Raw genomic sequence first — 18,192 nt, forward strand, 5'->3', positions numbered from 1 at the left:
AGTAACTTTCAATAGCAACCACACAACATACATTATACTTTTGAATAGTAATCAAAAAAAATAGCTGATTATGTCTGGACATAATAAATGGTCAACCATTAAGCGGAAGAAAGGGGCTTTGGATGCCAAACGATCCAAGATGTTTAGCCGCATTACCAAGGAGATAACCGTAGCCGTAAAGGAGGGTGGTGGTGATCCCGAAGGTAACCCGAGGCTGAGGGTGGCAATTAGCAACGCCAAGGGGGTTAATATGCCCAAGGACAATATCCAGCGAGCCATTAGCAAGGCCGAGAAGGATGGTGACGCCCTTCAAGAAATGACCTTTGAGGGCTATGGCCCCGAGGGTGTACCCATCTTTATCGAATGCCTCACCGATAACAACAACCGAACCGTTAGCTCCATTCGGTCAATCTTTACCAAACGTGGTGGAAGCCTTGGCACCAACGGCTCGCTCAGTTTTATGTTCGACCGCAAAGGGGTATTCACCATACCTAAAGGCGATATCGACCAGGAAGAACTTGAGCTGGAGCTGATAGATGCCGGAGCCGAGGACATTGAAGTAAACGATGATACGATAGTAGTGTACACACCCATGGCCGACTTTGGCCGTATGCAGAAAAAACTTGATGAGCTGGGGATAGAAGCCGAAAACGCTAGCTTACAACGCATACCCAACGACTACAAAACTCTTGAACCTCAAATGGCCATGAAAGTTTTAAGGTTGATCGATGAGTTTGAGGATAACGATGATGTTCAAAACGTTTACCACAATATTGAGATGACTGATGAGCTAATGAAGGCTATGGAAGAAAACGATTAGCCCATGATTATTTCAATTAACTACTGATAATATTTATGAAGATTACACCTATTTTCAAGCGTATTGCAGCGCTGCTTTTTATTTCATTCGCCCTGGCAAGCTGTGGGAACTACAACGATATAAATGTAAAGGGAGTGAAGGATGTGAAGTTTCGAGGTTTGAAGCAGAATGTTGTGCTGCTTAGCTTTGAGATTGAAATTGACAACCCCAATACACGTAAAATCTCGGTTATTGAAATTGATTTTAAAGCATGGCTCAATAACCGGGAGCTTGGCTCGTTTCGGGTAACTGAACCCATAACGCTAATCCCCTGCTCTAGGCAAACCTACTCTGTACCCGCCGAAATTGAGCTCCGAACCATTGCCGATGCCTTTCGCATTGCCTCATCGGGTTCGTTGGAAAAACTACTTGACAGGTTAGAGGTGGAAGGAAAAGTTAAAGGCAAATCATTCCCTGTTCGTAAAACCATTAAAATTGAGCGTCAATCGCTTAAGGATATATCTTCATCGCTGTAACTATTTGCTGGTGGTTACCTCCAGTATTTTATTTATACATCAAAAGTTTTACCTTTGCACCACAATCTTTCGCCAATAGTATGAGAGTGTCCATTGCGTTAAAAAAAATTAGAATTATCGTTCTATCCCTCACGCTGCTTGCCTTGGGTCGTTCAACTAAGGCTTACGCTCAGGTACCTCTGGGCATAATAAACGAGCTTCAGCAGTTCCATCCCGATAAGGGGAGCATTAGCATATCGCACGACGACAAGATATCTCAGCTACTGAATAGCTTCTACGTTCAAAATGCTTCGCGACCTGGAATGCAGGGCTTTCGAATAAGAATATACTTTGATACTGGACAAAGATCCCGAGAGCAGTCGGAGTTAGTGATGAATGAATTTATGGAACACTACCCAGGGATATCAATCTACAGAACCTTCGATAGCCCCTACTACAAAGTTTCGGTAGGCGACTATAGAACGCGCGACGAAGCACAGCACGTGCTCAAGCAGCTGGGCAGGAAATACCCTAAAGCATTTATTATCCCCGAGTGGATAAACTTCCCTCGCATTGATTGATACCTTATCTGCGAAACCAAAATGACGAATGATGAGACACAATGGCCAAATCTCCCAAAGCTACATCGGCAAAGCAAACAGGAGATTCGGCCAATTTTATTTGGTACCTGTAAGAATGCAACTTACCGAAACTACATATTGATTTTTAAAAATAGGAAAGCATAGCTATGTCGGATCAGATTAAGCACGAATGTGGAATTGCCCTAATAAGGCTGCTAAAGCCTCTTGAATACTACCAGGTAAAGTATGGCTCATGGATGTACGGCCTACAAAAGCTTTACCTACTCATGGAGAAGCAGCACAATCGGGGCCAAGATGGTGCAGGTGTAGCCTCCATTAAATTCGACCTAGAGGCTGGACACAGATACATTGATAGGTTCAGGAGCAACTCGTCATCGCCAATTCGCGATGTGTTTGACTCTATCCAAGGAGGTATAAACCAGTGGAAGGCTCAGCCCGACTCAATTAACGATCCCGCTTGGTCGAAGGTTAATATTCCCTTTGCCGCCGAGCTCTACCTCGGACACCTTCGCTACGGAACCTTTGGCAACAATTCCATCGATTATGTGCACCCAGTAATGCGCGAGAACAACTGGAAGTCGCGCACCCTTGTGCTTGCCGGCAACTTCAACATGACCAATGTTGATGAGCTATTCCAAAGGCTTATTGAGCTCGGTCAGCACCCCAAAGATTACTCCGACACCGTTACTGTGCTCGAGAAGCTAGGCCATTTTATCGACGAGGAGAATCAGAAACTCTTCAGACAATACAAGAACGAGGGAAACTCCAACAAAAGGATTAGCGAGCTTATTGCCAACAATTTTAACCTCCGACAGCTACTGCAGGAGGCAACCAAAGACTTTGATGGAGGGTATGCCCTGGCCGGAATGCTTGGGCATGGCGACGCATTTGTATGCCGCGACCCATGGGGCATACGCCCTGCATACCACTTTGCAAACGACGAAATTGTGGTTGCAGCATCGGAACGAGCCGTTATACAAACCGTTATGAACGTGTCGGCCGATGAGGTTGACGAAATTAAGCCTGGCTATGCCCTTATAATAAAGCGCAACGGCCAAGTTGATATGCAGGAGGTAAGAGTGCCCCAAGCCAGAAGTTCTTGCTCCTTCGAACGTATCTACTTCTCCCGGGGTACCGATAGGGATATCTACCGAGAACGCAAAAAGCTGGGCGAATTGCTTACCCCGGTTATCCTTGAAAAAATTGACTACGACCTTGAGAACACGGTTTTTTCATTCATCCCCAACACTGCCGAAACGGCATTCTACGGAATGGTGCATGGGGTTGAAGAGTATATGCTTAAGGAGAAATCAAGAATTATTAAGGAGAAGAACGGTAGCCTTACCGAAGCTGATATTGAATCGATTATAAGTGCTCGGCCAAGGGTTGAGAAAATAGCTGTTAAGGACGTGAAGCTTCGCACCTTTATATCGCAGGATACAGGTCGCGACGATTTGGTAGGGCACGTTTACGATGTTACCTACGGCGCGCTGGAAGAGGGCAAGGACAATCTTGTGGTTATCGACGACTCCATTGTAAGAGGAACTACACTTAGGGAGAGCATACTTAGAATCCTTGATAGGCTTAACCCAAAAAGGATTGTAGTTGTTTCCTCATCGCCTCAAATTCGATACCCCGACTGCTACGGAATTGATATGGCCAAGCTGGGCGACTTTGTTGCCTTTAGGGCAGCAATTGCGCTACTTAAAGAGACTGGGAACGAGAGCGTAATAAATGGGGTGTACAAAAACTGCAAGGCACAGCAAAACCTGCCCAAAGAGGAGGTTGTAAACTACGTTAAGGATATATACAAGCCATTTACGCCCGATCAGATATCCGACAAGATTGCCGAGCTATTAACCCCTAAGGGGATGAAGGCCGAAGTTAAAATTGTTTTTCAAACCATCGAAACGCTTCATGCTGCATGCCCCAACGACAAGGGCGACTGGTATTTTACGGGCAACTACCCTACCCCCGGCGGAAACAAGGTGGTAAACAACTCGTTCATCAATTTTATTGAAGGGCGCAACCAAAGGGCATACTAACCCCCACGTTGATTGGTATATACACCAAATACTGGTGATTAAAAACTATTGGCATTAATATTGTAAACGTTTTGTGTACATTTGATTTCAATCACTAAATCCATAAAACTATGAGAAACCTAATGCTAGCCCTACTTTCGCTTGCGCTCCTTTTGCCAGTCAATACCCAAGCGCAAGATAAGCGAGCCCTACGTGCTGCAGACCTAAGCTTTAGCGCTGCAGAAAACGACTACAAAAAGAGCAACTACAAAGAGGCTGCACAGAAATATACCATTGTGGTTAATACAGTGCCCGCTTCCGTTGACTCCCGCAAACACCTTGAGATGAGGCTCGACGCACTTATCAAACTTGTTGATATTTACTTCTATAAAAGCGTAAACATTCAGCAAGCTTGTGAGTATGTTAATGAGTACAGCAACACTATGAATGCGGTTAAAAACTCAGGCGTTCTCAGAAGCACAACGCTCATGAAATACCTAAAGCAAGAGCAAGATTTTGCCAACAAGGAGGCAAAGCAATGCGAAGGCTACGAAAGGGTTGGCAGTGATATGGATAAATTTCGAAAAAATGCCTTCGAAAAAGAGTTTGGAGAAAAATTTGACTAACAAGAACTTGCATATTGAATTAACCCCGCTAAAAAAGCGGGGTTAATTTTTAGTCATATATATCCGTTACCTTCTGGTTATCTTTCTTTTGATAAATGAAAGGATGTGCCGATCCACCTTGTTCTGGTAGATATCGGAAATGGTGATCATAATGGCCGTCTCCTCAACATCGCCAAAGTATGGGTTCACAACGGTGCCAAACACCTTCATCGATGGGCTAATATTCATGTAGGAGTTGATTAGGGGAGGTATATGCTCGCCCAAGTTCCGAATCTCTTTCGAGAGAATTTTATAATCCTCCTTGTAATCGCTTCCCACAAATAGTTTCTCCATCGCCTTCCTGTCTAAATCTACTTCCATAGGGTTGATAGGAGTAACCAAATTATCATGGTCGGCAAAATGCTTGCTGAGGAAGTAAAGCAATATGTCGCGGGCAACTCGATTGTACTGGGTGTACATGGTTACCTTACCGAAAAAGTACTTTATCCCTGGGTACAGCACCACAAGAGCACCCAGTCCATCCCAAAGGTTGTCGAGCGCATACAACCCCTTTTCTCGCCTCTGAGCCGATTGGTACCGAGGTTGAACAAATGAACGCCCCAACTCAATAAGGTATGGTAGGTAATCATGCTTAAAGTCTTCGGAGAAATTGAAAAGTGCAGTTGTGGACAGGTTGAACTCCTCGCCCTTGCTGGGATCTACAATATGGAAACGATAGCCTCCAAGTATCTCCTTGTCCTTCGGATCCCAAACAATAAGCTGCTTGTATGGATTCTCCGACGTGTCGTACTTATCAATGTCAATAGATTTACCGGTTCCCCCTCCTGCACTGCGAAAACTTAACTCCCTTAGCCTACCAATCTCCCTCATAATATTTGGAGAATCATGTGCCGTAACAATGTATAGAATATTACCACCATTGTTCGTCTCACGAACAAATTTTTCACTTGTCAACTCACCCTCCAGTAGTTTCTTATCTACCGGCTCAATTATCTGTTCCATAATAAAATTTTCTGGTCATACTATCTTTTATTCCAGCATACAAGCTCAATTGCTGGCTACTTACTTAATTCGTAAACTCTTGCTTTAACCCATTTGGCCCACTCCTGGGGTGTCCTCGACCCATCAAATGTTTCATACGGGATGGGCTCTCCAATTACGATATGGGGTTTTTGCCCCCTCTGTTTAAACATCTCATCAACAAGATAAAGCATCTCAAGGTTTACCTTGATCCCTAAAAAAGTTCGAATTCGGCTAAGATTATAAAAAAAGTTGGAGTTTCTGCCACTAAAAAATACTGGTACCACCGGACGCTTATGCTTGGTTGCCTTTGCTATAAAACTCTTTTTCCACTCCAAGTCCTCAATCTTGCCACCCTGCTTTCGTGAGCATAGCCCTGCTGGAAAAATGAACATTTGTGTATCTGAAGCATAGGTCTCATCCATTATCCGTGCATTTTCCCTAGTTTGACTACCGTGCTTGTTCACGGGGATGAAATTATCCTGAAGCTGCTTTATATTCATCAGCAAATCGTTGGAGGGAACCTTAACGTCACTAAACTTATTGCTGATGGAATGGATAAGAATCATCCCATCCAACCCACCCAGTGGATGGTTCGATGCAAAGATGTATCGTTCATCAACATTCAGATTATCTAGCCCCTCAACGGTGTAGCTAACCTGAAAGTATTTAAGCACCTCATCAATAAACTCTACCCCCTGCTTATGGCCAAACTCGTTTAACCCCCAGTTAAGCTCATCCTCATGAATAATCTTCTTAAGATATCTGATGATGAATCCAGGTAGGAACTTTAACAATCGAGGGCTTTTGCTGGCTATCACCTGCTCAACATCAATAAACTTCTTGGGTTTAGCCAATGCATCACTTGCCATACTTATTCTATCTTTGAGGTAAAAGTAGGGTACAAATGTAAAAATCTATTTAATAATATGCACATTTAACAGCGCATTATTAGATTTTACTAGCGGCTAAGGGTTATCTGTTTTTTTGTAAGCATAGTTTATACAAATGCCGTTTTGAATAAAGCACAAATCATGATAACTTTGCCGCCATCACTAGTAAATCCCTAATGCGTAGCGAATTTCCAATTTCTGAGCTGATACAAAAGTATCAGAAACATCCATCTGTAGCTAAACTTGCCAGCGAGTTGAATAGTGAGCCTAAATGCCGAATTAGGCTAAAGGGACTTGCCGGTTCATCTGCAGCAGTTGCTGCATCCGCATTGGCAACCGAATCAACATCTCCATACCTATTTGTGCTCAACGATAAGGAGGAGGCTGCATACCTCTTTACGGATCTATCCAACTTGTTGCCTGCCGACAGGCTCTACTTCTTCCCATCATCATACAAAAGGGCTGTGCAGTTTGGTCAAATACAGCCCGATGCACTAATTCAGCGAACCGACACGCAAAGGGTTCTACCGACATTGGCAACCGGTGGGCAGGTCAACCCCATAATTATATCCTACCCTGAGGCTCTTGCCGAAAAATTAGTAACCAACGATCATTTCACCAAGAATACCATAAGCCTTTCGGTATCGGAAGCAATATCGCAGGAGTTTCTCATCGAATTCCTACTGGATATAGGATTTGAACGGACTGAGTTTGTTTACGAACCCGGCCACTTCTCCGTAAGGGGAAGTATTGTCGATATCTTCTCCTTCTCGTCTGCATTGCCCTACCGCATCGATTTTTTTGGCGATGAGGTGGAGTCCATCCGTTCGTTCGATGTGGACGACCAACTCTCGAAAGAGCAGCACCAGACGGTTACCATTATACCCAACCTACAAGTAAACAACAACGACGCTGCCTCACGCAGTATGCTTACTGAGTTGCTACCCCAAAACACTGTGATTTGGGTTCGCGATTTGGAGGTGATAGTTGGACAGATGAACCAATCGTTTGAGCTGGCAAAGGACGATAACCGCTTTGGATCGGGGGCAAACTTTTTCCATCAGCTTAACGATTTTAGCCTGGTAGAGTTTGGTATAAAGCAATTGCTAAGCCCAAATGTTACCATTAGCTTCGAGATATCACCTCAACCTGCCTTTCAAAAAAACTTTGAACTTATCGCTCAGCACATCATTGAGCACGCCGAAAAGGGTTACCAAACATACATCCTGGCCGAAAATCCTAATCAACACAAAAGGCTTGAGAATATTTTTGAGAATATCAACACTCAGGTTCACTTCCAGCCCATTGCATCTACACTGCATCAGGGTTTCATCGATCACGATCTGAAGACCTGCTTCCTAACCGACCATCAGCTTTTCGACAAGTACCAGAAGTACAAGCTCAAGAATGAGCTGGCCAAGCGCGACAGCCTGTCGATGAAGGAGCTTCTTAGCCTTAATCCTGGCGATTACGTGGTACACGTAGACCATGGCATAGGTGTTTTTGGGGGGTTAGTAAAATCGAATGTAAACGGCAAGGTGCAAGAGGCGGTTAGACTGACATACAAGGATGGTGATACGCTGCTGGTTAATATACACAACTTGCATCGTATCTCGAAGTACCGGGGAAAGGACTCTGAGTTACCTAAGCTTTACAAGCTGGGATCGGGGGCATGGCAAAAATTAAAGCAAACCACCAAGCGTAAGGTTAAGGATATTGCCAAGGAGCTAATTGCGCTCTATGCCCAGCGAAAGGCCGAGAAGGGTTTTGCCTACTCCCCCGATAGCTATCTGCAGGAGGAGCTAGAGGCCTCATTCCTTTTCGAGGACACCCCCGATCAGGAAAAAGCCACTCTGGCTGTAAAGGAGGATATGCAAAGCGATATCCCCATGGACAGGCTAGTATGCGGCGATGTGGGCTTTGGAAAAACAGAAATTGCTGTTCGCGCTGCCTTTAAGGCTGTTGCCGATAGCAAGCAGGTGGCTGTTTTAGTCCCAACCACTATTCTTGCGCTGCAGCACTACCAAACCTTTAGCCAGCGCCTAACAAACCTACCCTGCAAAGTGCAGTTTATAAGCAGAATGAAATCGTCCAAGGCACAGAAGGAAATTCTTAAAAACCTTGCCGAGGGCAAAATCGATATAATTATTGGCACCCATGCTTTGCTTGGTAGCGCTATTAAGTTTAAGGATTTAGGGCTTATTGTTGTCGACGAGGAGCAAAAGTTTGGGGTGGCTGCCAAGGAGAAGCTAAAAAAGCTTAGGGTTAATGTTGATACCCTCACGCTTACCGCTACGCCAATCCCACGAACGCTACAATTTTCGCTGATGGGTGCACGCGATCTTTCGATCATCAATACCCCACCCCCCAATAGGCACCCCATAGCAACCGAGCTACATACTTTTAACACCGAAATACTTAAGGAAGCCATTGAGTACGAGGTAAGCCGGGGAGGTCAAGTATTCTTTGTGCATAACAGAGTGCAAAACATTGGCGAGGTTCAGCAGATGATCTCGAAGATATGCAGCAACGTATCATCAATTGTTGCCCACGGGCAGATGGATCCCAAGCAGCTGGAGAAAACGATGCTCGACTTCATCTCGGGCGATTACGATGTGCTGATATCAACCACAATTATCGAATCGGGGCTCGATATACCCAATGCCAATACAATTATTGTAAACAACGCCCATATGTTTGGCCTTAGCGACCTACACCAGCTCCGCGGAAGGGTTGGCCGATCAAACAAGAAAGCTTTCTGCTACCTACTCGCCCCTCCACTCGAAGGCTTAACCCCCGAAGCACGTAGGCGATTAAAGGCCATCGAGGAATTCTCTGAACTTGGCAGCGGCTTCAGTATCGCCATGCAAGACTTGGATATCCGTGGGGCAGGCAATATGCTTGGTGCCGAGCAAAGCGGGTTTATTGCTGATATCGGTTTCGAAACCTACCATAAGATACTCGACGAAGCCATGCAGGAGCTTAAGGAGGAAGAGTTTAGCCAATTGCTTACCGATGATAAACCAGATAGTGTTGAGAAAGCACCAGCTTGGCAAGCCAGCAAAACCGATTGCCATGTTGAGACCGATATGGAACTCCTAATTCCCGATTGGTACGTGGGTAGCGTTCCCGAGAGAATGCGACTCTACAAAGAGCTCGATTCTATTGCACAACCATCCGAACTAGAGGCCTTTGAACACAAGTTAACCGATAGGTTTGGCCAGCTACCCGAGCAAGTTACCGAGTTGCTAAATGTGGTTAGAATCAGATGGATTGCGCAATCGCTTGGGATGGAAAAGGTTTTGCTAAAAAATAAAGCCCTTGTTGGGTATTTTATATCAAATCAGCTCTCTCCTTTCTATCGTTCACCTATCTTTGCAGGTATAATTGGTTATATCCAGCATAACCCTAAGGCTTTTCAAATGAAAGAGCAGCGCGAGAAACTCTCTATTATGGCCAAGGGAATTAACAGCACGAACGATGCTTTGAGCATGCTGAATAAGCTATCAGATAGTTTCAGCTAATTTGAACACCTTAAAACCTTTACTCAATTGACAAGCAAGCCTGAAGAAGAGCACAAAGCAAACCTAATAATCGATGTGGGGAACACATTGACCAAGCTTGCTGTGTTTAACAACAACAAGCAAACACATTCGGAAAAGGTGAGCCGGCTAAGTGAACAGGTGATTGAAAGATTGGTGACAGAGCACCACATAAAAAAAACAATAGTTTCGGCAGTTGGGGAATTTCCTGCATACATTGCAGAATTTATTGCTCAACACACGCCCCTACTTCAATTTAACCACACTACCCCCCTACCCATAAAGAACTGTTATAAAACACCCAACACCCTTGGCCCCGATAGGCTAGCGGCAGCAGTTGGGGCAAATACACTTCATCCCAACACCAACGTGCTTTGTATCGACTCCGGCACAGCAATTACCTACGATTTGGTGACCGCTGATGGACAGTACTTAGGGGGAGCCATTTCGCCCGGAATTGAGATGCGCTTTAAGGCACTCAACCATTTCACGGCTAAGCTTCCTTTAGTATCTTTTAACATACCCACACTTGTGGTGGGGAACACTACCGAAACATCAATACTTTCGGGGGTTTTAAATGGTGTACTTGGCGAAGTGGATCGATATATCGATAGCATAAGCGCGCAATATTCTCCACTTAACGTTGTTTTTACAGGTGGCAATTCATTTTTCTTTGATAAAAAGTTAAAAAATAGCATCTTTGTGCATCCTAATTTGGTGCTTTTTGGACTTAACAGAATTCTAAACTATAATGAGAACATATAGCAAGCTGCTGCTTCTAGCAACATTACTTATCACAACCTTTTCCGTTTATTCTCAAAGCCTTACCACTTATTCTCCCTATTCCCGATTTGGCATTGGCGAGATAAGGAACCGAGGATATGCAAACAACAAGGCTCTAGGAGGAATATCGCAAGGCCTACGCAGTGGAAAAGCCATTAACTTTCTCAACCCTGCCTCCTACACCGCACAGGATACCATGTCGTTCATCTTCGATTTTGGCCTTGAAGCAATGGGAGTTGACTACCGCACTAACGATCAGGCAAACTTCAACTCGGGAGTAAACCTTCATCACCTTGCCATTCAGTTCCCGCTTGCCAAATGGATGGGAGCTAGCATGGGGATCCAACCATTTAGCAACGTTGGTTACAGAATAAGAGATATTGAGATGGATCCCTACCTCCTAAGCTCCATTGGCCCCATAAAGTACTACTACGACGGCAAGGGTGGAATTACCCAGTCGTACTTTGGGTTGGCCATTGAACCATTAAAAGGTCTATCCCTAGGAGCAAATATGTCATACTTCTTTGGAGCCATTGAGCACACCACCGAAATAGTTTTCCCCGATTACACTCCCTACACTAACACTAGACGTTTAAATAGCATTGTGGTTAGGGATATTGCATTTAGTTTTGGTGCTCAGTACGAGTTTTCGCTTGGGTCTGAGAAGGAGTATAAGTTTATACTGGGAGCAACCCTCGATAACGAGACCGCCTTAAGCGCACAGCAAATATCATTTATCTCTAATCCAGCAACTAGAGACACTATTCTTTACCACGAGTTCGACAAAGGATCTATCGATTTCCCCCAAAACTTTTCCGGAGGGCTTACCTTTGGGTACAAGAACATTTTATTAGCAGGATTTGATTACTCGGTGCAGGATTGGAGCCAGGCCAAATTCCTGAACGTTAGCGATTCGCTTGGCAAAAGTGAAACCCTAAGAATTGGTATACAGATTACCCCTAACCCCAACGACTTACGATCTTACTTTAAGCGTATTTCATACCGTGCAGGGTTCTATACCAGCAAGACCCACCTTCAACTGCGTGACAATCAAATAAATGATTATGGCATAACTTTTGGAGTAGGTTTACCATTCCGAAGGAGTAATACAACCTTCAACATTTCGGGAGAAATTGGACGAAAAGGAACCCTTTCGAACAACCTGATACAAGAAACCTACGGAGTTGTTAATGTTGGATTCACATTCTACGATTTTTGGTTTGTGAAACGAAAGTATAACTAAAGAATTACTAAGTTAATCATTAAAATAAGGAACGATGAAAACGATTTTAAAACTTAGCCTGCTTCCAATACTGGTTCTCATGTTTGACGTAAGTGCTGTGGCACAAGCATACCTTAACGACCCAAAATTTGGTGCTGATGAGGAAGCCCGGAAGGAATGTGTAGTTGCACTTTCTCTTTACGGAGAGGACTACAAGCAGCGTAACTACGACAAAGCAAAACCAAACTGGCTAAAGGTACTTGAGATTTGTCCAGGGGCAAGGCAAAACACATATGTACATGGTGTTAGGATGATTAAAACCTGGCATGCAGATGCTACTCCTGCTCGCAAAAACGAACTGCTTGATTCGCTCATGATGATATACGATATGAGGATCGAGCATTTCGATAGCAGAGGAACCCTACTTGGTCAGAAGGGTATGGATCTAGCTAGTATGGACTCGGACAGGTACGAAGAGGCATTTGGATACCTTAAGGAGTCGATTGAACTTGAAGGCGATGGATCAGCTTCCTCTGTTCTGTATACCTTCATGGTGCTTACCAAAACTATGTACGACAACAACAAGCTAAGCGCAGAGGACGTAATTGAAACCTATGCACTGATAGCAGATTATCTTGACTTGCAGCTGGTTTCTAATCCTGATGATGGTAGATTGTTGCAGGTAAAGGAAAATGTTGATGCAATATTCTCAACCGCAAATGTTGCCGATTGCGAAAGTCTTCAGAAAATTTTCGAACCAAGAATCGATAACAACTCCAACGACATTGACCTAGTAAAAAAGGTTCACACCCTACTATCGGCTAACCGTTGCGAACAAACCAGTTTTTACATTAAAACGGCTAAGGCTCTGTTTGCCCTCGAACCTACCTCAAACCGCGCATATGAGTTGGCAAGAGTATACGTTGCCAAAAGGGATTACCAGAACAGTGAGCAGTACTACAAGCAAGCAATTGAACTTGAAGAAAATCTAGAGCAAAAATCAAAATTCCTAGTTGAGTACGCTGGTGTAGTATTCAACGAGTTTGGTAAGCCACAACAGGCGCGCTCACTAGCACTCGAAGCTATTGAGAATAACCCAAACATTGGCCATGCTTACATTCTAATTGGGAATATATACGCAAATGAAAAGAACTGTTTTTCCGATGATTTCCAGAAGAAAACCGTATACTGGGCTGCCGTAGATAAGTTTATCAAGGCAAAGCAGGTTGACCCTTCGGTTGCTAACGACTGCGACAGATTAATTGAGGTGTACACCCAGTATTTCCCAGCACAAAGCGATATCTTCTTTCACGATCTGAACCCAAATCAGCGATACACCGTGGGATGCTGGATTAACGAATCGACAACCGTTAGAGCACGCCCCTAAATTTTGGCTATCAACAGAATTGAAAAACGTGTTTTCACATAAGGTCTTAAAGCTTATAGTCCCTACTTTGGTAGGGACTATTTTGCTTGTATCGTGCAAAACCGACATTGAGATGGTGAACCTACTTGCCGAGCGCGAACAGGTGCCCAGCTTAACGGCCAAAAACTTTGAAATACTTCATACCGAAAATGGAAAGCCTAAGCTTAGAATAAAAGCCCCCGAAACCCAGTATTTTCAGCACGCCGAGGAACCATACTACGAATTTGAAAAGGGTATTACCGTTTTTATTTACGACGACTCCCTAAAAGTTGAATCAACCCTTACGGCAAACTACGCCAAGTTTTATGAGGAGAAAGAGCTTTGGGTAGCCCGCTACGACGTAGTAGCTCAAAACCGGATTGGGCAAATACTAAACACTGAGCAGCTCTACTGGGATCAGAAAAGCAAAAAAATATACTCCGATGATATGGTGAAAATCACCTCTGAGGACGACATCATATTTGGTGAAGGATTCGATTCCGACGAGAATTTTGACAACTGGGTAATCCGAAAAATCTCAGGAGTTTTATACCTTGATGATGAGGAGTAAGCTAACCCCACTTGATTTACATAAAAAAACTATATCTTTATAACGAAAATTCTACTCGCAATGAACTCAATTCATAAAGTACTTGAATATATCTGGTTAATACTATCAGCAGTTTGCCTTGTGTTGGCAATTCACGCAACCCTAAAAATTGGCTTTGCCCAAAGCTACATGTTCTTCATCTTAGCAGTTGTAGCACTACTGATGTTTTTCCTCCGAAGATTCCGACGAAAATCTAACGAATCAAACCAAAAATAGCGAACGCGTAAATGGATTATAACCCGGTTATAATTGGTTTATCAATACTTCTCTCTGCTCTTTTCTCCGGTATGGAGATAGCTTTTGTTTCTGCCAACAAGCTTAGGATAGAACTCGACAGGAAGCAAGGAACATTTGCCTCAAGAATAGTTCAAATATTTGCAAAAGACCCTAGCCAATACATTGCCACTATGCTGGTGGGAAACAATATTGCGCTGGTGGTTTATGGTATTGGTATGGCTCAGGTGCTCGAGCCAGCCATAAGTAGATATATTCATGGCGATATGGGGATATTGCTTACGCAAACCATCCTATCAACAGCATTAATTCTGGTAACTGCCGAGTTTTTACCCAAATCGTTGTTTAGGGCTCATCCCAACGCCTTTCTCAACTTTTTTGCCCTACCCATGCTGCTGTTCTACATCGTATTCTACCCCATTAGCAGGGTGTCTACCTGGGTGTCACTGGGCATAATTAAACGAGTTTTCCGCTACGAGATAAAAACGGGTGAGGAGCGTCGAATATTTGGTAAGGTTGACCTCGACCACTTTGTTGGCGAAGCACAACCCACAGATGGCGACGAATCGGAGCATGAGCACGATATCAAAATGTTTCAGAATGCCCTTGACTTTACGGAGGTGAAGCTTAGAGACTGCATGATACCCCGAACCGATATCGAAGCCATTGAGTTACATAGCAGCATAGGAGAACTCACAGAGAAGTTTATTGAGACGAGTTACACCCGTATTCCCGTTTACGATGGTAGCATCGACAATATCATTGGGTATTTAAACTCCAAGGATCTTTTCAAAAAACCACAAAGCATAAAGGCAAAGCTTATTAAGCTCGACTTTGTGCCCGAAACCATGCTTGCCCACAAGCTGCTTACCTCGTTCATAAAGGATCAGAAAAGCATTGCAATTGTGGTTGATGAATTTGGCGGAACCGCTGGGCTGGTTACCATAGAGGATATTATTGAGGAGATATTTGGCGAGATTGACGATGAGCACGACTCCAGCGAATTCATTGAGAAGCAGCTTAGCGATACCGAGTACCTGTTCTCAGGAAGACTTGAAGTAAGCTACCTGAATGAAAAGTATAGGTTTAAAATACCCGAATCGGACGAATACGATACCCTTGCCGGTTTTGTGATATCTAACCACCAGAGCATCCCCAAACCTCAGGAAGAGATCCAAATTGATGAGTACTGCATTAAGGTGGCCAAAATGGACAGAACCCGAATTGACCTTATTCATCTGACCCTCCCCAAGCACGATTAACTCCTCTAGCACCTTTTTTCGAATTAATCCCCGAAAAAGTTGGCTAACTCTTTATGCAATACACTAAAATAGCTATATTCGTAGCCTTAAATTTTTGGCAAATTCTGAACTAATATTAACATTAAATGGCTACACTAGAGAAACTCAGGAATCGCGCTGGAACGCTTGTTGCAGTTGTAATTGGACTTGCCCTGTTGGCATTTATACTTGGCGACCTTTTTGGATCGGGCGGATCGCTATTCTCCCGCAATCAGTTTGAAATAGCAGAAATATCTGGGAAATCTATCCCATACCAAACCTACCAGGAGCGTGTTGATCACATTGCTGAGCTTAACAAGGTATCGCGCAGGGTGAATGCTCTTGACGAGCAAACCATGGAGAATATCCGCGAAGAGGTTTGGAACCAGCTGGTGCAAGAATTTGTGCTGAGCTCAAACTACAAAAACCTTGGCATTGCAGTTTCGCCAAGCGAACTTTTCGATATGGTTCAAGGGCGTAACCTACACCCCATCATAAGGCAAGAATTTGGAAATCCCCAAACTGGCGAAGTAGATGTTGCTATGGTTGACCAGTTCCTGAGAAACTTGGATGCTGACCCATCGGGCTTTCAGCGCGCCATTTGGCTCTACCTCGAGGATATTATCATTAGGGACAGACTTTTCACTAAGTACAATAACCTTATCAGCAAGGGACTTTATGTAACCAACTTCCATGCTGAAAAATCGGCAGCTAGCCGCAGCACTCGCGTTGATATGGAGTTTGTGGTTGAACGCTACAATTCAGTTGCCGACTCACTAATTACAGTTTCCGCTTCGGAGGTTAGCAAGTTCTACAAAAACAACAAGCATAAATTCCAACAGCAAGCATCAAGGGACGTGGAGTACATTGTATTCCCCATCACCCCATCGCAAGACGATTATAAGCTTGCTGAGGAATGGATAAACAAGATAAAGGACGAGTTTAGAAGCGCTTCGGATCCAGTACAGTTTACCAACCTAAACTCCGACACTCCCTACAATGAAAGATTCTACAAGCAAGGTGAGCTTAGTAACGAGGAGATTGACCAGTGGGCTTTCAGCGCAAGGGTTGGTGAATTTACCGATCCCATCTTCGATGGAGAGTCGTACCTAATGGCTAATCTAGTTAACATCGAATTTTTACCCGACTCGGTTAAAGCTCGCCACATACTGCTTAGCACTAATGTTCAGTCGCAAGCCGAGTACGATGCGGTAAGTCAAAAAGCCGATAGTTTGCTGAACGTTGTAAAACGTAATAGAACTCGCTTTGCACAAGTAGCAAGAGAATATTCCGACGATCCAGGCTCAGCCGCTCAGGGTGGTGATCTTGGCTGGTTCCCCGAGGGTGCCATGGTAAAGCCTTTCAACGATGCTTGTTTCAATGGCAAGAAGGGCGACATTGTTCTTGTGGAGAGCCAATTTGGATTCCATATCATCGAAATTCAAGAGCTTGGTAGGCTAACCAAAAAAGTTCAGGTTGCATTACTTGAACGCAATGTGATACCCAGTTCACGTACCTACCAAAATATCTACCAGAAAGCTAGCGAGTTTGCCGGCATAAACAATACCTACGAGAAGTTCACTGCTGCTGCTCAGGAACAACGGTTAAGCAAAAGGCTTGCCTCAAACCTTAGAGAGCTCGATAAGCGCGTTGCTGGCCTTGAGAATCCTCGCGAAATGGTTCGCTGGGCATACAGAGAAAAGGTAAACTCAGTATCTCCAGTATTTGAGTTTGGCGATAACTTTGTTGTAGCAACCCTAAAGGCTGTTCGCGAAGAGGGTGTAGCTCCAATGGCACAAGTAGAGCAAGAGATTAGAGCAGAACTTATACAGGAGAAAAAGGCTGAGAAGCTTAAGGGCAAATTTAGTAGTGCTATTGCAAATGCTAATAGTATACATAACCTTGCCTCTGAATTATCGCTTCAGGTTCAGGAAGCACCAGGGATTACCTTCTCATCGTTCTCGCTTCCCGCGGTTGGCTTTGAACCTGCCGTTATTGCTGCTGCTGTTCAGGCGTCTGAAGGCAAGGTTGTTGGCCCAATAAAAGGGAACTCAGGCGTTTACGCCTTGGTAACCAATGCAATCAATATCGAAGAGGTTGACAAATCTGCAGAAGCAACTCGATTACTAAATCTTTACAAGTCGCGCTCGGTGCGTGAAGCATACGAGGCCATTAAAGAAAATGCCAATATTATAGATAAGCGTTCAAGATTTTTCTAGTAAAAGCCAAAATTATATAGCAAAAGAGAGCAGCCAATTTTGGCTGCTCTCTTTTGCTATATAGTGCTACCACTTCAAAAGGTTTATAGCAATTATAATAACGGATAAATTACATTGAGGTTAGGGGGTTGTGGCTAAATAATGATCAAGTCAGAATTTTGAAGATAGTGAACAGTCTGCTTTGGCTTCTGACTTCCTTTTCCTTCTTTTAACTATCGACTTTCAATTTTAAACGCAAACCTGCCTGTCGGCCATTGCCGTAAAGTTAAGCATGTTTCATCCCCTTGTAGCGCCTACCAGGCTAGCAGGCAGGGGCACAAAGGCGCAAACGCTTTATATTTAAACACATAAAACTATACTTTCTAATGTATTAAAGACGCAACCACACTCTTTAGGCATTTAAAACTCTAGGCACTTT

The 18,192-nt window shown here is 44.0% G+C and carries 15 protein-coding genes; 13 read left to right on the forward strand and 2 right to left on the reverse strand.

Features of this window, described 5'->3' with window-relative positions; translation table 11 throughout:
• Positions 1–70: 70 nt before the first annotated feature.
• The 5 genes from G8O23_RS14880 (at position 71) to G8O23_RS14900 (ending at position 4,566) form a co-directional block, all read left to right on the forward strand.
• Positions 71–820: a YebC/PmpR family DNA-binding transcriptional regulator gene (locus tag G8O23_RS14880; protein ID WP_166366244.1), complete on the forward strand. Its 750-nt coding sequence runs from the start codon at positions 71–73 to the stop codon at positions 818–820.
• Positions 821–855: 35 nt separating this feature from the next.
• A complete protein-coding gene (locus tag G8O23_RS14885) occupies positions 856–1,335 on the forward strand; it encodes an LEA type 2 family protein (protein ID WP_166366246.1) in 480 nt (159 codons plus the stop codon).
• 80 nt (positions 1,336–1,415) lie between these two features.
• Positions 1,416–1,895, forward strand: a complete 480-nt coding sequence (locus G8O23_RS14890) for an SPOR domain-containing protein (RefSeq protein WP_166366267.1) — start codon at positions 1,416–1,418, stop codon at positions 1,893–1,895.
• A gap of 167 nt (positions 1,896–2,062) precedes the next feature.
• On the forward strand, positions 2,063–3,961 hold the full coding sequence (locus G8O23_RS14895) for an amidophosphoribosyltransferase (protein WP_166366269.1): 1,899 nt from the start codon (positions 2,063–2,065) through the stop codon (positions 3,959–3,961).
• A 110-nt stretch (positions 3,962–4,071) separates the two neighbouring features.
• Complete coding sequence (locus G8O23_RS14900) at positions 4,072–4,566, forward strand: hypothetical protein (RefSeq protein WP_166366271.1); 495 nt, start codon at positions 4,072–4,074, stop codon at positions 4,564–4,566.
• 66 nt (positions 4,567–4,632) lie between these two features.
• Here G8O23_RS14900 and G8O23_RS14905 read toward each other — a convergent pair whose 3' ends face one another.
• Positions 4,633–5,568, reverse strand: coding sequence for a GNAT family N-acetyltransferase (locus tag G8O23_RS14905; RefSeq protein ID WP_166366273.1), 936 nt, complete (start codon positions 5,566–5,568; stop codon positions 4,633–4,635).
• 56 nt (positions 5,569–5,624) lie between these two features.
• Positions 5,625–6,458, reverse strand: coding sequence for a 1-acyl-sn-glycerol-3-phosphate acyltransferase (locus tag G8O23_RS14910; RefSeq protein ID WP_166366274.1), 834 nt, complete (start codon positions 6,456–6,458; stop codon positions 5,625–5,627).
• A 197-nt stretch (positions 6,459–6,655) separates the two neighbouring features.
• Here G8O23_RS14910 and mfd point away from each other — a divergent pair, with 197 nt between their 5' ends.
• From mfd to G8O23_RS14950, 8 genes are all read left to right on the forward strand, one after another.
• Positions 6,656–10,003 (forward strand): transcription-repair coupling factor, encoded by a 3,348-nt coding sequence (gene mfd / locus G8O23_RS14915; RefSeq protein WP_166366276.1) that lies wholly within the window; start codon positions 6,656–6,658, stop codon positions 10,001–10,003.
• Between the two features lie 27 nt (positions 10,004–10,030).
• Positions 10,031–10,786, forward strand: coding sequence for a type III pantothenate kinase (locus G8O23_RS14920; RefSeq protein WP_166366278.1), 756 nt, complete (start codon positions 10,031–10,033; stop codon positions 10,784–10,786).
• Positions 10,773–12,047: a hypothetical protein gene (locus tag G8O23_RS14925; RefSeq protein ID WP_166366280.1), complete on the forward strand. Its 1,275-nt coding sequence runs from the start codon at positions 10,773–10,775 to the stop codon at positions 12,045–12,047. The genes G8O23_RS14920 and G8O23_RS14925 overlap by 14 nt, the downstream gene beginning before the upstream one ends.
• Positions 12,048–12,081: 34 nt before the next feature.
• Positions 12,082–13,413 (forward strand): tetratricopeptide repeat protein, encoded by a 1,332-nt coding sequence (locus G8O23_RS14930; protein ID WP_166366282.1) that lies wholly within the window; start codon positions 12,082–12,084, stop codon positions 13,411–13,413.
• 28 nt (positions 13,414–13,441) lie between these two features.
• Positions 13,442–14,002, forward strand: a complete 561-nt coding sequence (gene lptC, locus G8O23_RS14935; RefSeq protein WP_317169012.1) for an LPS export ABC transporter periplasmic protein LptC — start codon at positions 13,442–13,444, stop codon at positions 14,000–14,002.
• Positions 14,003–14,062: 60 nt separating this feature from the next.
• On the forward strand, positions 14,063–14,257 hold the full coding sequence (locus G8O23_RS14940; RefSeq protein ID WP_166366286.1) for a hypothetical protein: 195 nt from the start codon (positions 14,063–14,065) through the stop codon (positions 14,255–14,257).
• An 11-nt stretch (positions 14,258–14,268) separates the two neighbouring features.
• Positions 14,269–15,537, forward strand: a complete 1,269-nt coding sequence (locus G8O23_RS14945; protein WP_166366287.1) for a hemolysin family protein — start codon at positions 14,269–14,271, stop codon at positions 15,535–15,537.
• A gap of 125 nt (positions 15,538–15,662) precedes the next feature.
• Positions 15,663–17,774: a SurA N-terminal domain-containing protein gene (locus G8O23_RS14950; protein ID WP_166366288.1), complete on the forward strand. Its 2,112-nt coding sequence runs from the start codon at positions 15,663–15,665 to the stop codon at positions 17,772–17,774.
• The last annotated feature ends 418 nt before the right edge of the window (positions 17,775–18,192 follow it).

Source organism: Perlabentimonas gracilis (genome assembly GCF_011174675.1).
In the GTDB taxonomy this organism is placed as follows: domain Bacteria; phylum Bacteroidota; class Bacteroidia; order Bacteroidales; family Tenuifilaceae; genus Perlabentimonas; species Perlabentimonas gracilis.

Excerpts from the sequence above, each read along its gene's own strand:
- G8O23_RS14900 (WP_166366271.1), top strand. The coding sequence starts at position 4,072 with ATGAGAAACCTAATGCTAGCCCTACTTTCGCTTGCGCTCCTTTTGCCA.
- G8O23_RS14910 (WP_166366274.1), bottom strand. The coding sequence starts at position 6,458 with ATGGCAAGTGATGCATTGGCTAAACCCAAGAAGTTTATTGATGTTGAG.
- G8O23_RS14930 (WP_166366282.1), top strand. The coding sequence starts at position 12,082 with ATGAAAACGATTTTAAAACTTAGCCTGCTTCCAATACTGGTTCTCATG.
- G8O23_RS14945 (WP_166366287.1), top strand. The coding sequence starts at position 14,269 with ATGGATTATAACCCGGTTATAATTGGTTTATCAATACTTCTCTCTGCT.
- G8O23_RS14940 (WP_166366286.1), top strand. The coding sequence starts at position 14,063 with ATGAACTCAATTCATAAAGTACTTGAATATATCTGGTTAATACTATCA.
- G8O23_RS14880 (WP_166366244.1), top strand. The coding sequence starts at position 71 with ATGTCTGGACATAATAAATGGTCAACCATTAAGCGGAAGAAAGGGGCT.
- mfd (WP_166366276.1), top strand. The coding sequence starts at position 6,656 with ATGCGTAGCGAATTTCCAATTTCTGAGCTGATACAAAAGTATCAGAAA.
- G8O23_RS14925 (WP_166366280.1), top strand. The coding sequence starts at position 10,773 with ATGAGAACATATAGCAAGCTGCTGCTTCTAGCAACATTACTTATCACA.
- G8O23_RS14895 (WP_166366269.1), top strand. The coding sequence starts at position 2,063 with ATGTCGGATCAGATTAAGCACGAATGTGGAATTGCCCTAATAAGGCTG.
- G8O23_RS14905 (WP_166366273.1), bottom strand. The coding sequence starts at position 5,568 with ATGGAACAGATAATTGAGCCGGTAGATAAGAAACTACTGGAGGGTGAG.
- G8O23_RS14885 (WP_166366246.1), top strand. The coding sequence starts at position 856 with ATGAAGATTACACCTATTTTCAAGCGTATTGCAGCGCTGCTTTTTATT.
- G8O23_RS14890 (WP_166366267.1), top strand. The coding sequence starts at position 1,416 with ATGAGAGTGTCCATTGCGTTAAAAAAAATTAGAATTATCGTTCTATCC.
- G8O23_RS14950 (WP_166366288.1), top strand. The coding sequence starts at position 15,663 with ATGGCTACACTAGAGAAACTCAGGAATCGCGCTGGAACGCTTGTTGCA.